Below are 18,872 nucleotides of genomic sequence, written 5' to 3' on the forward strand. Positions count from 1 at the left end.
TCGGTCAAGAGAGCCGCAGGGTCAACCGACCTTCGCGAAGGGCGTCGGCACCTGGCCCGTCCAGCGGTGGAGCTCGGCGTGCCCGGTGTGCTTGGTCTCGCCGTCCTCCGTGATCGTGCCGGCTCTGGAGGCATAGTAGCGGCCCCGGCCGAGCGAGATCAGGCCGTACTCGCCGGTGAACTCCCACCCACGCACGCCCGACTCCTCGTGCTCCAGCCCGCCCGGCGCCAGGGTGAGCAGGTTGCCCTGCTCGGGCTCCGGCTGGCCGACGATCTCGCCCTTCCTGGGCTGCTCGTCGCCCTTCACCATGAAGAAGGGGTAGTTGGGGAACTGCGGCTTCTTCCCCTTGTACACGGCCATCATCCAGTTGCCCGTGTGGTCGTCGTACTCCAGGTTCTGCACGCCGTAGGTGGTGTTGCCGGTGTAGACGAAGTATTTCCCGTCCACCTGCTCGGGGCCGCTGGTGTGCGGGTCGCTCTCGGTGAGCGGCTTCTCGTACTTCTTCCACCGGCTGATGTCGTACTGGAGGAGGACCTGGTGGTCGTTGTCCTCCCTGCCGACGTGGGAGTAGACGCCGTACGCGACGGTCAGCCGCTCCTTGCCGTGCTTCTTGCCGAACTCCGGCCCGAACGACACGCCGTCGATGCCGCTGCAGCCGTACCTGTGGTCGGGGGTGTCAGCGATGTTGCCGTCGAACTTGCCGTCGCCGTTCATGTCGGCGACGTAGTCGTCGACGACCTCCTTGAGGTACACGGTCCTGACCACGTCGGTGGTCTGCGCGTCCATGTTCATGCTGGTGATGCGGTCGGCGTCGAAGATGGCGATGTAGAACGACTCCTGCTCCTTGTACTCCAGGGAGCCGTACACCCGCCCGTCCCTGGCGTTGAAGTCGAGGTCGCCGAGATGCCCCGTGAAGCCCGTCACCGAGCCGACCGGGTTGCCCTTGAGGTCGGTCTTGACGAGCAGGTTGGTGAAGGAGAAGTACATGTACCCCTTGCGCTGGTCGATGGCGATGCCCTGGACGTGGCCGGCGGTCCAGGCGCCACCGTAGATCTCCTTCGGGAGGTCCCGGGGGCGGTCGGCGGGGGTGGCGGAGACCGCGGTGGAGAGCAGGCCGAGAGTGGCGGTGGCGGCGAGGGTGAAGGTCAGGACCTTGCGCATGTTGCAGTACCCGTTTCCGATTAAGGATCAGCCCGAAACCAGAAGGTATACCGACATGGTGCCAATATCTGACATTTACCCCAACACGCCGTGAAGCCCGGACAAACCGTTAACCGTCGAGGCGGGAGGCGACCAGCTCGACCTCAAAGCCGTCGCGGTCCTCCAGGTAGGCGGCGTAGTGCTCGTCACCGCCGGCATGGGGGTGGCGGTCGGGGAACAGCAGCGTCCAGCCGTACGCCGGCGCCTCCCCCACCAGCTCGTCCAGCCGGGCCCGCCCGTCCACGTGGAAGGCCAGATGGTTCAGGCCGGGACGGCAGCGGTCGTGCCGGTCGGCGATGAGCGCCGGCGACTGCTCCAGCACCACGTACGTCAGCCCCGACCGCCAGCTACGGCCGTCGCTCCACTCCTGGTAGGGGCTGTAGCCGAGGGCCCGCAGCAGCCACTGCCAGCTCTCGGTGGCGCGCCCCAGGTCGGGCACCCACAGCTCGACGTGATGCAGCATCCGGGCAGTAGATCAGAGTTTCTCGACGAAGTACATGTTCCAGCCCGGCTGCAGGGTCTTGGCCAGTGTCGAGGCGTTGACGGTGTGGGAGCCGCCGGTCGGCACAGGGCGCCGATGCTCACGGTGAGGCCGACGGCGGTCCCTGTCCTGCGGTTCGTCACTTGACGGCTCCAGGTGTTCGTACGGACGACGAGCAGGGACCGTAGTGCGCCGCCGGAAGATGATCAGGGACCACCGTGAAATATGGGCCGAAACCGTGGGATATAGGTCAGCTCTTCGAGATGGAGTACATGTTGCCGCCCGACTGCAGGACCTTGGCCAGGGTGGACGCCTTGATGGTGTGGGAGCCGCCGGTGGGCTTCCAGGGGTCGTAGACGGTGATGGTGTTCGCCAGCTTGTCGTAGCCGTACGCGATGATCGCGTGGCCGACCTTCGAGCCCTTGACCTTGCCCTTGTTCCAGGGCAGCTGCTCCATCCACACCGCGAGCACCGGCGCCTTGTGCAGCTCGCCCACCTGGGTGGAGACCCGGTCCATGAGCACCAGCGCGTTGCCGTCGGCGTCGGTCGTGCTCGTGACCTTGTACCCCTTCGACTTGAGGTAGGTGTTGATCACCGGAATGGCGTACTTGCCCTTGGTGCCGCCGGAGGCGGTGGTCTTCATCTTCTTGGCCAGGGTCTTCTGGCTGACCTTGACGCCGAAGGTCGACAGGCTCATCGACGACGAGGCGGGCACGCAGTAGTAGTTGGTCTGCTGGTACTGCCCTTTGAGGCTGACCTTGTACTTCAGCGGGCTGAGCAGGCCCTTGGTGCTGGCGGTCGGGGTGGGGGTGGAGGTGGGAGCCGGGGCGGGCGTGGGGGTCGAGGGAGAGGCGTGAGCCGGAGTCAGAGAGGTGAAGCACAGAGCGCCGATGGTCACGGTGAGGCCGACGGCGGTCCCTGTCCTGCGGTTCATCACTTGATCGCTCCATGTGTGCACACAAACGACTGACAGTGGTCAAGGACCGTAGTTGAGTTGTTAAAAGAGTGCAAACGGTTACGGAAGGTTACGATGAGCCTGAAGAGCCGATGTGTCCCCTGATGTCCGGCAGGTCGTCTGTTAGCGTCATTCGTGCAGCGAGAGGGTGGTGCACATGTCGGCGGGCGGCGTGGCGATCCAGTTCGTACGCGCGGCCGTCGCCTCCGCGGAGACGCCCGATCTCGACATCGGGCGCGCCCTGCCCGCGCTGACGCGGCCCGGCGCCACCCACGTCAGCTGCGCCCAGACGGTCGAGGCGATGCGGACCCTGTGGCGGCACAGCGACGACGAGCTGCTCAGGCTCGGGCCGCGGCCGATCCCGCCCGGCACCTTCCGGATGATCTCGCTGGGGCTGATCCACGCGCCCGACCTGCGGGCCGCGCTCGAGCGCCTGACCGAGTTCGCGTCGATCACCACGGGCTACACCCGCAGCCGTCTCGTCGTCGACGGCGCCACCTGCCGGATCGAGATCGCCGCCGAGCCCGGCACCCGCATCCCGCCGCTCGCCGCCGAGATCATGCTCGCCCTCGTGCACCGCTTCCCGGCCTGGCTCGCCGGGAAGCACATCGTGCCGTCCCGGCTGGAGCTGCCCTTCCCCGAGCCCGGGTACAGCGACGCATACGTGCCGGTCTTCGGCCGGATGCCGGTCTTCGACGCTCCGGCGGTGTCGATCAGCTTCGACGCCCGGCACCTCACGGCCCCCGTCGTGCGCGGGGAAGCCGACCTGCTGCGCTACCTCCGCCGCTGGCCGGCCGACCTGATCCTGCACCGCGACTACGGCACGACGACCGCCGCCCGCGTACGCAACGTCCTCGAACGCGGCGACACCACCGAATGGACGCGCGCCGACGACGTGGCCGCCAGGCTGTCGATCAGCCCTCAGCACATGCGCCGGCTCCTACGGCAGGAGGGCACGTCGTTCCAGCGAATCCGGGAGGAGGTGCTGCGGGACCTGGCCGTCGCGAGCCTGGAGCGCGGCAGGGAGTCGATCGAGGAGATCTCCTCGCGGCTCGGCTTCTCCGAGCCCAGCGCGTTCCGACGGGCCTTCACGCGCTGGGTCGGCAGCCCGCCGGGCGCCTACCGCGCCCGGCACACCGTCTGACCCGGGGCTGTCGGGTGCGGCGGCGGACCGCCAGGCCGATCGCGACGGCCGTCCCGGCCAGGCACACCCAGGCGAAGGCGTCGGCGATCACCCGGTAGACGGTGGTGGTGCCGCGCACGGGCACGTCGGAGAAGACCACGTGCCGGTCGCCGCCCGCGTAGTCGTGCGCGGCCAGCACCCTGCCCTGCGGGTCGAACGCCCCCGACACTCCGAACTCGGCCTGCCGGACCATCGCGTACCCGTTCTCGATCGAGCGCAGGCTCGCCTTCTGGCTGTGCACCGGCCCGATCTCCGCCCAGTCGCGTGCGGGCACGAGCACGATGTCGGCGTCCACGCGCATCAGCTCGGGAAAGTCGGCGTCGAAGCAGATCACCGTGGCCAGCCGCCCGTACGGCGTCCGCGCGACCGGCACCACGCCGTCGCCCGGCGGGTAGAACTCCAGGCCGGGAATGGGATGGGCCTTGTTGTAGACCCAGACCCGCGTGCCTGCCGGGTCGTACAGGTAGGTGCGGTTCGCCGCGTAGGGCGCCTGCGGCAGGACGACGGACACGGCGGCCTGCAGGTAGATCCCGCTCTCCCGCGCCACGGCCGCCACCTGGCCGAGGAACGCCCGCTCGTCGGCGGCCAGGACGCCGGCGGCCTGCTCGGACCACATCACGATTTTCGCGCCCGCCTGCCCCGCCTCCCGCGTCCTGGCCAGCAGGTTGGCGTTGACCTTGCCGAAGGCCGTCCGTACGGTCGCCTGATCCTGTCCCGCCACCTGCTGCGGGGTGAGGTCCGCGCTGAGCGTGGCGCGCAGTTCGCGGGTGACCGAGGTGTCCGGGCTGATGCCGGCGACCCGCACGGTGCCGCCGTCCGGCGGGAGGAACGCGAGCCTCGCCCCGCCGGCGAGAAAGGCGATCAGGAGCACGACGACGTACGCGGCCGCGCCACGGACGGCGTTCGCCCGCAGGCGGTGCTCCCAGAGGTGGTTCGCCGTCGTCGCGAACCAGCCGATGAGGAACCCCACGCCGTACGGGCCGGTCACCGACACGACCTGCAGCAGCGCCAGGTCGTCGTGCTGGGTGGCGGCCGGCACGCCGAACGCGGTGCCGAACGGGCTGAGCAGCGTCATCAGGAACTCGCAGGCCGCCAGCGCCGCCGGGAACAGCAGCAGGGACGTGACCGTACCCGCCCTCGGGGAGACGAGCCGGTCCACGACGTACGGCACGACCGTCAGGGTGCCCAGCCCGATGATGCCCACCACCACGATCACGGTCATCGGCACGGCGGTCTCGACCAGCCAGAACACGCCGGCCAGCGCCGAGGCCGCCCACACTGCCGCGAGCCCGCCGAGTGCCGGGCCGGTCCGTACGAACCTCAGCAGGAAGACCGGGGACAACCACGCCGCCACGGCGATGTCGAAACGGCCGTGAACCGCGAAGAGCCACAGCAGCGTCCCCGCTCCCAGCCAGGCCCACCGCCACCGACGTCCGCCAGGGACCGGCGGCGCGGCCTCGCTCCGCCGCTCGATCTGCTCTGCCCGCATGTGATCCTTCCCCGCCGTCGAAGCCTCCGCCCGGAGGGTTCGACCAGTGCCTTGCGCGACGGCCGATCCGGTCGCGGACCGACGCTAACCGCGGCACCCTCCTGAGGGCTGTGACCCGGCCTCTCTTCATTCATGACCGAACCGCTCCTCGCCCGGCCAGGAATGCCTCGCTAAAAGGGGAGTCCGAGAAGATACTGAGCGGGTGGAGCGCGAGCGGCCGAGCCAGAAGTTCCTCTGGATCGTCTTGGCCCCAGTAGCGGTGGCGATCATCATCGCACTCGTCAACGGCCCTACCGGCAACCTCTACGACTGGTTCGGGAACGAGCAGCCGTCTCCCTCTACCGGAGCAGGATCACCCAGCGCTCCGCCGGCGGAAACCGCCCAGCCGAGCAGCCCTCCGTCCGAGACGCCCATAGGCGACGATCCGCCGCCCATTTACCGGCAGAAAGGCATCAACCTTTCGAAGGGCTACACGATCTCCTTCTCCGACAGGCCCATTCGCCCGAACCAGGAGAACGGGACGATGGGCATGAGGCATGACGGTTACGTGTCGGTGCGCGGTGGACGGCAGGTGGTCCTCCTGAAACCCGGGCAACCACGTGAATACCGCACCTGCCGCGACGACACCCGTTACTACCAGCACGTCGCCATCCCCGGCATTCCCGGCTCGAAGCTGCCGGAGGGTGCGGCGCTCTGCGTCACCGACACGGACAGCGGGCTGATCACGCTCGTCAAGGTGACCGGCTGGAGCGACTCGGACGAGGACGCCCACTACATGACCCTCGACGTCACCGTCTGGCAGGGGCCGGTCTACGACTGAGACTCACCGCCGGGGTCGCGGCCAGGCGCCTTCGTCAAGGCGCTGCCAACGCACCAGCGTGCCGTCCGACGTGCGCGAATGTGATTTCCGGCGCCGGAATTAATGGGTCCTGAAGAACAAGTAAATCGTCATTAAAGCGATGACTTCTAGCGTGCCAGCCATATCGGTTGAGCACCGGGCGACCGAACCACCACAACGCTGTCGGCAAGCATCGTACGCAACGGAGAGGGACGGGCTTCATGGACCTGCATCCATGGGATCGTCGCGGCCGGACGATCGACTTCATCAGAAGTATACGCGCTTCCCAGGATGAGATCTGGGAACGGCTGTCGACCCCAGCCGGCATCAAATCCTGGCTACGGATGTCAGAGGTCGAGCTCGAACTGAAAGAAGGCGGTGCGTTCCGCTTCGCGTTGCACACCCAAGGGCGGGCTGACGTGGCGGCGAGCCACGAGATCGTGGGCCGGGTCAAAGAGGCCGTCCCCGGGTGGCTGCTGGCCCTTGAGTATCCCCTGCCCGCGAGCGGCGTCTGGACGGACCTGAGCTTCCAGCTCCGGCCCTCCTATCCGGTTTTCCACCAGGACTATCCGGTCGAGTGCGATCTCTGGTTGACCCATTCCGGTTTTCCGCACGAGGGACTGGGCCTTTTCGAGTTCGACGGTCACCACCGGCACTGGCGCCAGCGTGTGCTCGATCTCGCGGTGGACGTCGAGGGGCGCCCGCCCTTGCCGAGGCCCTCCTGCCTGTCGGGCCTGCAGTTCGTCGGCGGCGCCACCGGCATCGGCCTGCTGGTTTCGCAGGCGATCAAGGGTTCACCGGCGGATGTCGCCGGCATTCGCGAGGGCGACGTCCTGGTCAGTGTCAACGGGATCCGGATGAACGCCCTGGACGATTTCCATGACTGGATCGACGAATGCGAACCGGGCGACGTCGGCGAGGTCCGGCTCCAGGACCGTACGGTGCGACTGGCCACCGAAGACTACGAAACCGCGCGCCGGCGATTCCTGCTGCGGGCGGATGAGGATTGGGTTCCGGCCCGACGGTGACGGCGGACGGGGCTCGATGGAAAGAGCGAGACCCATCGCTCGACATAGCGAATTCCGAGAGGAGGTGCACCATGAACAAGTCGACCGAGGCGAAGACGATTCAGCCTAAGCCGGTCATCTTCACCAAGAAGTCGGTGGGGGCCGCGAAGAACCTCGCCATCGCGGGTTGCATGACCAGTTACTGATTCCCGGGCACCCGGCGCCTGCGTTCCCGGCGGCGCCGGGTGCTCATCCGAACGCACCGAAGGACACTTTCCGATGACCGATGTCGGCGGCGCCTACGCCCTCCGACGCTGGCTGCCGCTGATAGCGCCTGCGCCGGGCCGGGACGCGCCTGTTCATCTCCAGCATGCGATCCACCTGGCCTCGGGCGATCTCGGTGAACACCGGTTGCCCTGGTCCTCGATCATGTATCCGGCGAACGTACGCTACAACGCCTGCCGGTCGTTCGGCCTCGACCCGGATTTCGGCGCCTGCGCCGCCGAGTTCGACGCGGCGCCCTTGCGGACACTGCAGTCCGACCTCGACCGTCTCGACGAGCTTCCTCCGTCCCGGATCGCGGCCGTGATCGCCACCCTCAACTGCCTTTCCGAGCAGCGCCTGCTGCCGGACATCATCGAGCGGCTGCCGGACGGCCACACCGACCGCGACGGCGGCACGATGTGGTACCAGGCCACGCGCGGCCTGCGGCAACTCGGCGGATACGACGAGTTCGTCGAGGACCGGCTCGTCCGGGTCGGCCTGGAGTCCACCCCCGACGTCGGCCTCAACTCGCTCATCCAGCTGACCTCCACCTACCTGCGGGTCGCCCGGGATGCCGACCGTGCCCGCTGGTCGCTGGAAGGCGCGGAGAAGGCGCTGGCGAGCCTGGGCTCGGACACGCCGTTCCTCAACGCGCTGCTGGAGTCCCGGTTCCACCGCGTCAGGGCGCTGCTGCAGATCCGGGTGGGTGAGCCGGGGCCGGCCCTTTCGACCATGGCGGACTGCGTGCGGGCCGCGGACGTCGCGACCACGCTGTCGGCGGAAATGTCGTCTTATTCGGGCTTGCTGGCGGCTGAGAACTACAAGATCGTCTGTGAGTCGCAGATGAAGCTCGCGGGAATCCTGCGGGATGCGGACGATCTGTACCACTGGGCCACCGAACTGATCAGAGTCGATCCCCTCGATGTCATGACGTGGCGTCACGTGGGCGAGTCGTTGATCTTGATCGGTGCGACCGCGGCCGCGGGACGGGTGACGCTGCTGTTCGCCGCGATGGGCGGGCACGGCATCGAGCGGCTGACCGGGCGACTGCGCGAGACGACGGCTGCGGTCGTCAGCACGCCTCCCTCCTTTGACGAGACGCTCGACCGGGCGGCGCTCGCCCTGTTGCCATGACGGAGACCGACACGCCGACCCACGTCGCCGGCCCTCGGGTGGTCCGGATCGGCACCTGCGTGGCGATGCTGGCGGCCATCACGGTGGGCGGGCGGATCACGGACGCGGCCGTCCTGATGGCGGCGGCGGTGCCCGGATCGGCGATCAGCCTGAGCATTACAGGCCTCGCCGCCGGGATCCCGTTCCTGCTCGCCGGCGGGATCGGGCGGCTGCTCCTGCTGGCGCGGCTCAGCCCGCGCGCGGCCATCTTGCTGGGCTCCGCGCTCGGCGCGCTGGCGGGCGTGGCACTGGCCACCGGGCTCGCCGACGCCGGCGCTCGCCCGTTCCTCGTGTACGCCCCACTCGTCGTGGTGACCATCGCGAACATCATCGTCAACGCGACGTGGATGAGCAGCCTGCCGGAGATCCTCCCTGACCTCACGCGCCGGCGCAGGACGATCGGAATCACCGCGACCGTGACGTCCGCCGGCGCCGCGGCCGGTCCGGCCATCGCCGGCCTGTCCTTCGGCTTTCTCGATCTGAGCGGCCTGTGCCTGCTGTACGCGTCGACCAGCGCGGCCGGGGGCATCGCCATGGCCGTCGCGATCGGCGCGCTCTCGCCCGCGGACCAGCCGGAGACGACCGGCGCCGACCGGCCTGACAGGTTCGGCGGTGTCCGCGACATCGTGCGCTCGCGACGGGCCCGCGGTCCGGTTCTCGTTCAGGTCTCGACCAATCTCATCGTCTTCGGCGTGATCTACAGCCTGCCGGTCCGAGCCGTCCAGGAGGCTTGGCCGCCCTCCTGGGTCGCGATCGGCATGGCCGCCCTGATGTCCGGAACCATCGCTGGTTCGCTTCTCGCCACCGTGGCGCCGAGCCACCGCCTCTATGCCACGGCACTTCGCCTGGAACCCCTCTTCCGGGCGATCATGTTGCTGCTGTTCGCGTTCGCCGCCGACGGATATCCGGCCTGGCTGTGCCTTTTCCTCTTCTCGCTCCCGCAGGGCTTCGGCCGGGTCGCCCGCCAATCGATGATGACCGAGGAGTTCGGCGCGGCGAACCGGTTGCAGGTGATGGCGACCTACCGCGGCATGCTGGGGGCATCGATGGTCATCGCCCCCTTCGTCATGGAACGCGGTGTCGACCTCATCGGCACCTTCGGCTACACCCTGAGCTGTGCAGTGGCTCTGACGACGCTGTTCGTCCTGCAGGTCGTCGACACCCCGAAGGGAGAACGGCCATGACCGTCGGCATGAACGTGACCTGCCCGGAGAGCTGGAAGATCGCCCATGGCGCCGGCCTCACGCTGCGACCGGCCGTCGGATTCTACGAACTCCTGCTGGACAACTTCCTCCATCTCGAACCACGCGACGTCCGGGCCGAGATCGGCGACATACCGATCAGCATCCACATCATGAACTCAGGCTGGGCCAACCGCGATCCGCGCGGGCTCGCCGATCTCGCCGCCCGCGTCCGGGACTGGTGCGCGAGCTTCGAGGTGCTCTACGTCTCCGATCACCTTCTGGTCACCGCCGACGAGCACGGGCGCAGGCTGCCGATCGTGCGCGAGATCGACTACGCCGACCCGTCCGTCGCCGGCCGCGCGGCCCGCTGGCAGGACCTGCTCGGCACGACCCTGCTGCTGGAGAACTTCGCCTCGGAGTCTCCGCGCGGGGACGGGCAGGTGCCGTACTTCCGGGAGCTCTGCGAGCAGCACGGCATCCGGATCCTCTTCGACGCGAGCAACGCGTTGATCGCCGAGCAGAACGGCGGTGACCGTTGGGACCTTTGGGGCGAGCCCGATGTGCGCGCGTTCGTGGCGGCCGGACATGTCAGCGGATTCAGGCCCTCCGACCTCGACCCGGCCATGCTGGTCGACACCCACGACTGCCCGCTGGACGAACGCTCACGCTCGCATGTGCGAATGATGAGGCAGCAGGGCTGGTTGCCGCCCACGATGGTGGTCGAGCGGGAGAGCGTGCTCGATGCCGCATCCTGGCTGGCGGACGTGCGCTGGGTCGGTGAGCTCTATGCCTGAGCCCCGATCCGTTACCGATCCCCTGTTCCGTACGTTCTGGGGCGGCGTTCCCGGCACCGGCACGCCGTCCGACCGGCGACGCGCCCGGGTGATCGCGGCACTGACGCACCGGAGCCTGCGCCGTGACGTCGAACTCGCGATGCCGAACCTGCCCCGGGTCCGTGGCGCGGGGTGGGAACGGGACTTCGGCAGGTTCCTGGACGCGGCGCTGGCCGAGGGGATGGACCTCGGCTGGCGACTGCCGCTGGAGCTCTGCGGCTACCTGCGCCTGGAAGATCCGGCGGTGTGGGCGGAGGCGGCCTCCTGCGCGACGCTGCGGTGGTTCACGATGGGCGATCCGTACCAGCGCTGGATGATGCTCTCCTGCCGCGACGCCGGGGCCGAACTGTGCATGGGGCTCCGGCGCGGCGGGCTCGCCGACGACAACGACATCTACACCGCACCGTACGAACACGTCTGGCCGGCTCGGTTCGCGATGGCCACGGGCACCTCGGCCACCCCGGAGGTCCCCCACTCGCCCGACGGCTGGCGGACCTTCGGCTACGGCCTGACGGCCCGGCTCCCCCTGTCACTGAACACCGCGCGACCCGAAGGAGGTGCCCCACGATGAAGGTGTGTCTGGTGTCCATGCCATGGGCACAACTGGACCTGCCCTCTCTGGCGCTCGGCGTCCTCACGTCCGTCTGCGAGAGGACCGCCTGCGTCGAGCGAGTGGACGTCGAATACGCGAACCTCGCCTGGTACGAGTTCCTCGCCGAACGGCTGGAGTACGCCCCGGACCGGTACGAGGTCCATTCGCTGCACTCCTACTTCTCGGGCGCGGGTGACTGGATCTTCTCCTCGGCGCTCAACGGCGTGGACTGGAACACGCCGGATTTCGCGGCCTATGCCGAGAGCTGGGGTCTCGACGTCGACGAATGCGTCACGCTGCATCGCCTGGCGCCGGAGTTCATCGACCTGCTCGCCGAGCGGATCGCGCGTACCTGCCCGGACGTGGTCGGAGTCTCGAGCGTCTTCCAGCAGAACATCGCGAGCCTGGCTCTCGCCAGGGCACTCAAGCGGCTTAAGCCGGATCTGATCACCGTGTTCGGCGGGGCGAACTGCGACGGCGTCATGGGCGAGGCGGTGGCCAGGAACTTCGACTTCGTGGACTATGTCGTCCGGGGCGAGGGTGAGGAAGCCCTTCCGCGGCTCCTGGAGGGCCTGCACCGCTCGGATCCGTCCGCGGTGAGCGCCGTTCCCGGCCTGGTCGGCCGGCACGGCGGCGAGCTGTTCGCCAATCCGATGCGATCGGGGTTCGTGCCGCCGGGGCGGATACCGAGGCCGGACTTCGACGCCTTCTTCGAGCGCTTCGCCGGCAGCCGGGTCGCCGAACACCACTCGCCGAAACTCGTGCTCGAGGCCAGCCGGGGCTGCTGGTGGGGCGAGCGGCACCACTGCACCTTCTGCGGCCTCAACGGCTCGATGATGACCTTCCGCAGCAAGTCTCCCGAATCCTTCGTCGACGAACTGGTGGAGCTGGCGGAGCGACACCAGTGCCTGAATGTCTACGCCGTGGACAACATCCTCGACCAGGCCTACATCGGCACCGCGATGACCGATCTGGCCGCTCGCGATCTGGACCTGCACGTGATGTTCGAGGTCAAGGCGAACCTCCGGCGCGATGACCTGCGGACGCTCAAGGACGCCGGCGTGGTCTGCGTGCAACCCGGCATCGAGAACCTCTCCTCCCGCGTGTTGCGCCTGATGGACAAGGGCGTGTCGGGCGCGCAGTGCGTACGCTTCCTGCGCGACGCGGACGAGCTGGGGATGACGGTGCTGTGGAACTATCTCTACGGCTTCCCCGGGGAGCAGGATCGCGACTACACCGACGTGCTGGAGTCGGCCGAGTCCCTGGTTCACCTGCCCCCTCCCGGATATGTCGGGCGGATCCTGCTGGAACGCTTCAGCCCTTACTTCAACGATCCGGCGTTGGGACTGCCGAATCGCGGGCCGCACTCCCGCTATCGCATCTCCTATGACCTGCCGCTCGCAGAGCTCGACGATCTCGCGTACGTCTTCCGATCGCAGGCGCAGGGCATCGCCGCGCAACCGGATGTCGCCGGGCGCGTATCCGGCTTCGCCGAGTACTGGCGGAAGGTGTTCCCCGAATCCTCCCTCGTGCACTATTCGAGGATCGACGGCTCCTACCTGATCGCCAACAGCAGACCGAACTTCGCGTGGAGCACGCACATCCTGACGGATCCTGTGGAGAAGGCGCTGTACGCGGCGCTGGACGCGCCACGCCGCCGCCGGGAGATCGCCAGGCGCGTCGGAGCGTCCGAGACCGAGGTCGAGAGCCTGCTCTCCGACTGGACCGAACGAGGGCTCTGCTTCACCGACGACAGCGGTCTGATCGTCCGGCTCTCGACCGCGGGCGTCGATCCGGCCAACAGCCGAGTCGAGGTGCCCTCATGATCAGTGCGACCTACGCGGTGCGGCCGGAGCAGCTGACGGCGGACGGCCAGGACCTGGGGCTGCCACCTCCGAACACCGTCCCGCAGGACGTCCCCGACGTGGCGGCTCTGTGGAAGGCGGGCTACCGCGCGGTGTTCGTCGACGGCCGCGATGGCGCCGCAGCGGCCGATCTCTGCCGCCTTCTGGCATCGCTCCGCGACCTCGAGTCCGCGGGGTTCCGGATCCGCTGGGCCGCGCCGGCGACGCTGCTCGACCGGGTCCCCGACTGGACGCTGCTGACCCACCTGCCGGCCCCCGAGTCGGGCCTGGACGCCGGCACCCAGGCCGAGTGGCGCGCCATGTATCGCTTCGGCCGGCTGCGCTGGTTCAAGGGACCGGGCTTCATCAAGATCCACGACCAGCGGTGCGACGCCGGCGTGGTGCTGACCCTCACCGATCACGTGCATCTCGACTTCGTCGAGCGGGCATCGGGCAGCGGCGTGTTCCGTCCCGACGTGGCGTGGTACGCCGGCGAGGAGATCGAGGTGTTCCACGACGCGGGCCTCATGCTGCGCCTCGACGACGATCACGTCTGGCTGGCCGGACGCGTCCGGCGATGGTCCAACCCCTCGCAGCTGATGGCGCCTTGACATGACCGCCGACCTCGCGCCCGCGGACGCCGACTTCCGCCGTACGATGGGCTGCTTCGCCACCGGCGTCGCCGTCGTGACCGTCGGCGGCCCGGAACCCCACGGCATGACCGCCAACTCGATCACCTCCGTGTCCCTGCACCCCCCGACGATCCTCGTATGCGTCGGTCGCAACGCGTCGATGCACGCCCGGCTCATGACGGCCGGCTGCTTCGGGGTCTCCGTGCTCGCGGGAGACCAGGAGCGGTACGCGCGCGCCTTCGCGGACCGCGCACGGCCGCGCGGCCGTGCGCAGTTCGCCGGTGTGCCGCACCGAGCGGGCCCGAGCACCGGCGCACCGGTGCTCGACGGGACGGCCGCCTGGGTGGAGTGCGAGCTCATCGGCACCCACGCCGTCGGAGACCACTCCATCTTCATCGGCTCGGTCCTCGACCTGGGCTTCTCGCGCCGGCCGCCGCTGGTCTTCTGGTCCGGAGGATACGTACGGCTGCCGGTGGCCGTGGACGCGGGCGGGGACACGTCCCTCCGACCGCCTACGTGAGCCGGCTTAGGTCAGGAACCGTACGTGGTGACCTTCCACAGATAGCCGTCCGGGTCGCTGAAGTAGCCGAAATATCCGCCCCACTCGGCGGGAGCCGCCTCCCTGACCACGCTCCCGCCCGCCGCCACCGCGTTGCGCATCATCTCGTCCACCACCTTTCTGGAGTCGGGGTTGATGTGGAAGGAGGCGCCGCGGAATCCGGATCCCTCCGGAGAGACACCGGCGTCCTGTGCCGCCGCCTCCCATTCGTAGAGAGCCAGCTGCGGGGATCCCTCGCCCAGGCTGAGCAGAACGAATCCTCGGGTGTCCTTGTCGATCTCGCAGCCCAGGCCTTCGGCGTAGAACTTCTTGGCGCGGGCCAGGTCCTTGACCCCGAGCATGATGGCACTCACCTGTGGTGACACGGTTCTCTCCTGATGGTTTCGAAGGGTTGGTCAGAGGCGTTCTCGGCGACCACTCCGCGTAGGGCTGGTCCGTTCCCCCCACCTGCTCGGCCAGGCCTTCGCGGCCGTGGAAGCCGACTCGCGAGCCTCCGTCCGATTCCATGAACACGACGACCCCGTAGTCGTCCTGGATGCTCCAGCCGAGCCCCTCCGTGTAGAGCCGCTTGGCTGCGTCCAGGTCCCGGACGCCGAGGAGGATCGAGCTGACGTGCGCTTTCATACCCCGTCCCCCTTGTGAGCGAAGTGCATGTGCCGCCTGGAACGGCAGGCGGCACATGCCGGCCGGGCCCGGATGTCACATCGGCGTGGGTTCGCCGGTCAATCGGTATGACAGGCCGCGACGGAGGAATGTGACCGATGGTTGACCATGACTGGCTGAGCGAGCGGTTCGCCGAGCATCAGGACCGCCTGCGGGCGGTGGCGTACCGGATGCTCGGCTCACCCGGCGAGGCCGAGGACGCGGTGCAGGAGGCGTGGCTGCGGGTCAGTCGCGCGGACACCGGTCAAGTGGAGAATCCGGCCGGATGGCTGACCACGGTCGTCGCGCGGGTCTGCCTGACCATGCTCGAGGCCCGCCGGTCCCGGCGTGAGGAGCCCGCCGGCGCGCTGCCGCCCGAGCCGGCCGCGGGCATCCACCCGAGCGGCCAGGCCGGCCCCGAGGACGAGGCGCTGCTGGCCGATTCGGTCGGTATCGCGCTGATGGTGGTGCTGGACACGCTGACTCCCGCCGAGCGGCTCGCGTTCGTCCTGCACGACATCTTCGCGGTGCCGTTCGGCGAGATCGGCGCCATCGTCGACCGCTCCCCGGCGGCCGCCCGGCAACTCGCCAGCCGGGCCCGGCGCCGGGTGCGGGGAGCGACCGGGGCGTCCGACGCCACGCGATCCCAGCAGCGGGAGATCGTCGACGCCTTCCTGGCCGCCTCCCGGAACGGAGACTTCGGCGCCCTGCTCGACCTGCTCGATCCGGACGTCGTGGTCGGCGAGATGCGCGGCGGCCACGCGGTGGCGGCCTTCTTCTCCGGACGCGCCCAGGCCGCCCGCCCGGCACTGGTCGACGGCGTTCCGTCGGCCGTCTGGTCGCACCACGGCCGGCCGAAGGCCGTCTTCACGTTCACCATCGCCGACGGCAAGATCACCAGCATCGCCATCGACACCGACCCGGACCAGCTCCACGACCTCGACATCGTCTTTCTCCGAGCCGGCGACAAGGGCCGCGACGAGCCGTAACCGTAACCCCCGATCGATCCGGCCGGATCCGCCACGGTCATCCGGTCGTATCCCGACGCCCGCAGAGTTTCCAGAACCGCACCCAGCAGCTCCGCTTCCCGCGCGGCCCCACCTCTGAACGCTTCACCGACATGCGCACGCCGCACGAGCCGGCCCGCGCTCACCGGGGCGCATGCGCGGCCATCTGCGGCAGAGCCGTGGAGAGGACGCCCGCCCGCGGCGCAGTCTCCAGCCCTCTAATCGGGATCGGTCATCGCCTTCCTGAAGTCGCTCGGCGTGACGCCGTACGCGTGACGAAAGGCGCGGCTGAAGTCAGCGGCGCGGACGAATCCCCACCGCGAGGCGATCTCATGGATCGGCCTGCTCGTCAGCGCGGGATCGGCGAGATCGCGGCGGATGCGGCGCAGGCGGTGGACCCGCAGCCAGCCGGCGACCGTGGCGCCCTGCGCCTGGAACAGCTGGTACAGGTAACTGAGCGAGATGTGGTGCGCGGCGGCGATCTTGCGCGGGGTGAGCTCGGGATCGCGCAGGTTCTGCTGAATGAATGTTTGGATACGCAGGGTCAGGACATTCCTGTGGGACTCCGGAGACGGCTCCGCGCGCTCCTCGATGGCGGCGGCGAAGGAGGCGGAGATCAGGTCCAACGCGACCATCCCCAGTCGTGCCCCGTCCGCCGGCCTCAAGGACTGCTTCTCCAGGGTCAGATCGCGGACGAACCCCTTCAGCAGGCTCGGCACCCCGCCCGACGCCTGCTGGACGACTCCCAGGACGTCGTCCAGTTGCCGATCCGAGAACGGCAGCAACGGCCTGGGGATCTCCACCGTGGCCATCTCGAAGGTGTCCTGGCCGTCGGCTGCCTGGAACTCGACCTCGTGCACCCGGGAAAGGTCGTGAGCGACCAGGTCGTCACAGCTCGCCGCGAAGCCCCGGTCGTGCCAGACGGCCCGTACGGCTCCGCGTAACGGCACCACGACCTGCACCACCTCCTGGCCGGCCAGGGGGATGGAGCAGGCGTCCAGTCGAAGCGCGTGCATTGACTTCCTGCCGACCCGCGCGATCCCGAGGTCGACGTGATGATCGAGAACGGACACCGACGTAGGTTCACCAAAACCGGTCATATCTGTCAACCGTTTGTGCGGCGCGGCCCTGGTCAGCCGGTATACAGCGCTGGCCCGATGTGAGAGCCGGCGCCGACCTCGGTCGACCGGGCCTCGCAACCGTTTCAGACCGGCTTGATGGCCTTGGACTTCGACACGTGCGATGTACCGGGTTTCCGTTCGTCAACGCCTACTTCAGGAGTTGGCGGGCCATCACCATGCGCTGGATCTGGTTGGTGCCCTCGTAGATCTGGGTGATCTCCGATGCCCACCCCAGCTACTTGGGGAAGCTCATCGATCAGGAGGCTGAGCAGGCATGACGGGTGTGGCTCGTTCTCGTCATCTCTCGTTAGTTTCGGTGGCCCCACGGAACAGCGACGGAACGGGCAACCGTAACCAGCGCTCTGCCTGTCGACCTGACCGTCTTGATCCCGACGTCCGCCCTCTCCGTCGATCAGCTCGGTAGCCTGCTGGAGTGAATCTTGTGCAGCGTGCCGTTGGCGCGGTCGTCGGCTCGGCTGTGGGCGACGCACTAGGTGCTCCATTCGAGTTCGGCCCGGCGGGAGCGTTCTCCTCCCGCTTCCCGGTACCAAGTGCCGGCAATGAGATGAGTGGAGGCGGCGGCTGGGACGCGGGCGAGGCCACGGACGATACGCAGATGGCCGTTCACATAGCCGAGTCGCTGATAGAGCATGACGGGCTGGACCTGCCAGATATCTTCGCCCGTTTCCAGCGGTGGGCAGCCGATGATCCCAAAGACATCGGACTACAGACCGAAGACGTACTGACCCGCGGACTGCCCTGGGACCAGGCCGCCGCCGCCCACTACCGAAGCAGCCACCGAGCTGCAGGCAACGGCGCGCTCATGCGGGCCACCCCGTCGGCGGTGTACTTCGCCCGCGACGGCCGGCAGGCCACCATGGACGCCGCTCGACACATCGCCGCCCTCACCCACGGCGACCCGGCGGCATGGGAAGGCACCGCGATCTTTCACGACCTGATACGTGTCGCCCTGGACGGTGCGGACCCCTTGGACGAGCTCTCACAAATCCTCACTGCCGTCCAACCTGACCATCGTCAGCGCTACGCCGCCGTCCTCGCGACCGACTGGCATCCCGACCAGGCCACCGAGTTCAACGGCGCCGTCTGGCCCTGTCTCGGCTCAGCCATCTGGGCGCTGCGCACCACCCGCAGCTATGAGGATGCCATCCGGGCCGCGATCGACCTGGGCGGCGACACAGACACCGTTGCCGCGGTCACCGGCGGCCTGGCCGGAGCCGTATACGGACCAGCAGCAGTTCCAGCCAACTGGACCGAGCTCTTACACGTTCCGCTACCCGGAAGCGGCGGCCGAACCCTGCGCCTGCCTCACCTGCTCGATCTTGCTCGTGACCTCGCCGAGCGTCCAAGTAAAGACTGACGGCGGAGCCCGTCTGCCAGAGCATCAAGACCTTCCGCTTTCAGGCGGAGCAATCACCCTGCTCGGGTGACGGAGGCCGTGGTCAGGTGCGTATGGGCGGCGGCGTGGGTGCGTCGGTGGGCGTGGACGTTGCTGTCAGTGCTGCTGTCACCTCAGCCATGGTCACCCGGTGGCAAGGCCCGACGGAGGAGGGCCTTGCCGGCGATCGCCCCAGCCCGTACGGCGGCCACCGAAGTTCGCGATCGTCACGGCCTCAGCCACCGTGCCGCCTTCTGATCCGTAGCCAGTTCGAGATCGTCCACGGGTATCCACTGCTGTCAGAACCGCCTGCTCAGCGGCCCTTCCGGGATGATCGTCCTCCAGGGATGTGCACCGGTGTCCAGGGGCGTTGTTAGCAGCTGCGCTAGCAAGATCCGCCAGGCTGAAGGCTCTTCCGCGGTGGTCTATCGGCATGGAACCGCCCAGGGAAGCCGATGGCCCCATAGACGTT

18 protein-coding genes are annotated in these 18,872 nt (G+C 68.5%); 12 read left to right on the forward strand and 6 right to left on the reverse strand.

Features of this window, described 5'->3' with window-relative positions:
- Positions 1–21 precede the first annotated feature (21 nt).
- From ACZ6SA_RS08225 to ACZ6SA_RS08235, 3 genes are all read right to left on the reverse strand, one after another.
- Positions 22–1,161: a hypothetical protein gene (locus ACZ6SA_RS08225; RefSeq protein WP_347643205.1), complete on the reverse strand. Its 1,140-nt coding sequence runs from the start codon at positions 1,159–1,161 to the stop codon at positions 22–24.
- Positions 1,162–1,270: 109 nt separating this feature from the next.
- A complete protein-coding gene (locus ACZ6SA_RS08230) occupies positions 1,271–1,663 on the reverse strand; it encodes a VOC family protein (protein ID WP_347643204.1) in 393 nt (130 codons plus the stop codon).
- 268 nt (positions 1,664–1,931) lie between these two features.
- Positions 1,932–2,615: a C39 family peptidase gene (locus ACZ6SA_RS08235; RefSeq protein WP_465827171.1), complete on the reverse strand. Its 684-nt coding sequence runs from the start codon at positions 2,613–2,615 to the stop codon at positions 1,932–1,934.
- Positions 2,616–2,793: 178 nt separating this feature from the next.
- Between ACZ6SA_RS08235 and ACZ6SA_RS08240 the strand changes: the two genes are divergently transcribed.
- On the forward strand, positions 2,794–3,780 hold the full coding sequence (locus tag ACZ6SA_RS08240) for an AraC family transcriptional regulator (protein ID WP_465827173.1): 987 nt from the start codon (positions 2,794–2,796) through the stop codon (positions 3,778–3,780).
- On the opposite strand, the gene ACZ6SA_RS08245 is transcribed toward ACZ6SA_RS08240, so the two are convergent.
- Positions 3,725–5,308, reverse strand: a complete 1,584-nt coding sequence (locus ACZ6SA_RS08245; protein WP_465827174.1) for a nitrilase-related carbon-nitrogen hydrolase — start codon at positions 5,306–5,308, stop codon at positions 3,725–3,727. The genes ACZ6SA_RS08240 and ACZ6SA_RS08245 overlap by 56 nt on opposite strands.
- Positions 5,309–5,510: 202 nt before the next feature.
- Between ACZ6SA_RS08245 and ACZ6SA_RS08250 the strand changes: the two genes are divergently transcribed.
- From ACZ6SA_RS08250 to ACZ6SA_RS08290, 9 genes are all read left to right on the forward strand, one after another.
- A complete protein-coding gene (locus ACZ6SA_RS08250; protein WP_465827176.1) occupies positions 5,511–6,128 on the forward strand; it encodes a hypothetical protein in 618 nt (205 codons plus the stop codon).
- Positions 6,129–6,367: 239 nt separating this feature from the next.
- Positions 6,368–7,174 (forward strand): PDZ domain-containing protein, encoded by an 807-nt coding sequence (locus ACZ6SA_RS08255; protein WP_347643199.1) that lies wholly within the window; start codon positions 6,368–6,370, stop codon positions 7,172–7,174.
- Positions 7,175–7,432: 258 nt separating this feature from the next.
- Positions 7,433–8,551: a hypothetical protein gene (locus ACZ6SA_RS08260; protein ID WP_465827177.1), complete on the forward strand. Its 1,119-nt coding sequence runs from the start codon at positions 7,433–7,435 to the stop codon at positions 8,549–8,551.
- Positions 8,548–9,774, forward strand: a complete 1,227-nt coding sequence (locus ACZ6SA_RS08265) for an MFS transporter (RefSeq protein ID WP_347643197.1) — start codon at positions 8,548–8,550, stop codon at positions 9,772–9,774. The genes ACZ6SA_RS08260 and ACZ6SA_RS08265 overlap by 4 nt, the downstream gene beginning before the upstream one ends.
- A complete protein-coding gene (locus ACZ6SA_RS08270) occupies positions 9,771–10,568 on the forward strand; it encodes a multinuclear nonheme iron-dependent oxidase (RefSeq protein WP_347643196.1) in 798 nt (265 codons plus the stop codon). The genes ACZ6SA_RS08265 and ACZ6SA_RS08270 overlap by 4 nt, the downstream gene beginning before the upstream one ends.
- Positions 10,561–11,178: a hypothetical protein gene (locus ACZ6SA_RS08275; protein ID WP_347643195.1), complete on the forward strand. Its 618-nt coding sequence runs from the start codon at positions 10,561–10,563 to the stop codon at positions 11,176–11,178. The genes ACZ6SA_RS08270 and ACZ6SA_RS08275 overlap by 8 nt, the downstream gene beginning before the upstream one ends.
- An 11-nt stretch (positions 11,179–11,189) precedes the next feature.
- Positions 11,190–13,025, forward strand: a complete 1,836-nt coding sequence (locus tag ACZ6SA_RS08280; protein WP_347643194.1) for a RiPP maturation radical SAM C-methyltransferase — start codon at positions 11,190–11,192, stop codon at positions 13,023–13,025.
- Positions 13,022–13,654: a DUF5825 family protein gene (locus ACZ6SA_RS08285; RefSeq protein ID WP_347643193.1), complete on the forward strand. Its 633-nt coding sequence runs from the start codon at positions 13,022–13,024 to the stop codon at positions 13,652–13,654. The genes ACZ6SA_RS08280 and ACZ6SA_RS08285 overlap by 4 nt, the downstream gene beginning before the upstream one ends.
- A 1-nt stretch (position 13,655) precedes the next feature.
- On the forward strand, positions 13,656–14,195 hold the full coding sequence (locus ACZ6SA_RS08290) for a flavin reductase family protein (RefSeq protein ID WP_347643192.1): 540 nt from the start codon (positions 13,656–13,658) through the stop codon (positions 14,193–14,195).
- Between the two features lie 11 nt (positions 14,196–14,206).
- Here the strand turns inward: ACZ6SA_RS08290 and ACZ6SA_RS08295 are convergent, their stop codons facing one another.
- The gene (locus ACZ6SA_RS08295) at positions 14,207–14,599 is read right to left on the reverse strand and encodes a VOC family protein (RefSeq protein ID WP_347643191.1); all 393 of its coding nucleotides are present in this window, start codon (positions 14,597–14,599) and stop codon (positions 14,207–14,209) included.
- A gap of 396 nt (positions 14,600–14,995) precedes the next feature.
- Here ACZ6SA_RS08295 and ACZ6SA_RS08300 point away from each other — a divergent pair, with 396 nt between their 5' ends.
- On the forward strand, positions 14,996–15,865 hold the full coding sequence (locus tag ACZ6SA_RS08300) for a sigma-70 family RNA polymerase sigma factor (RefSeq protein ID WP_465827179.1): 870 nt from the start codon (positions 14,996–14,998) through the stop codon (positions 15,863–15,865).
- Positions 15,866–16,101: 236 nt separating this feature from the next.
- Here the strand turns inward: ACZ6SA_RS08300 and ACZ6SA_RS08305 are convergent, their stop codons facing one another.
- Entirely contained in the window at positions 16,102–16,956 is an 855-nt protein-coding gene (locus ACZ6SA_RS08305; RefSeq protein WP_465827180.1) for a helix-turn-helix domain-containing protein, read from the reverse strand.
- Positions 16,957–17,437: 481 nt separating this feature from the next.
- On the opposite strand from ACZ6SA_RS08305, the gene ACZ6SA_RS08310 reads away from it, so the two are divergent.
- The gene (locus ACZ6SA_RS08310; protein ID WP_465827182.1) at positions 17,438–18,382 is read left to right on the forward strand and encodes an ADP-ribosylglycohydrolase family protein; all 945 of its coding nucleotides are present in this window, start codon (positions 17,438–17,440) and stop codon (positions 18,380–18,382) included.
- Positions 18,383–18,872 lie beyond the last annotated feature (490 nt).

This window comes from Nonomuraea sp. NPDC049378 (assembly GCF_055586745.1).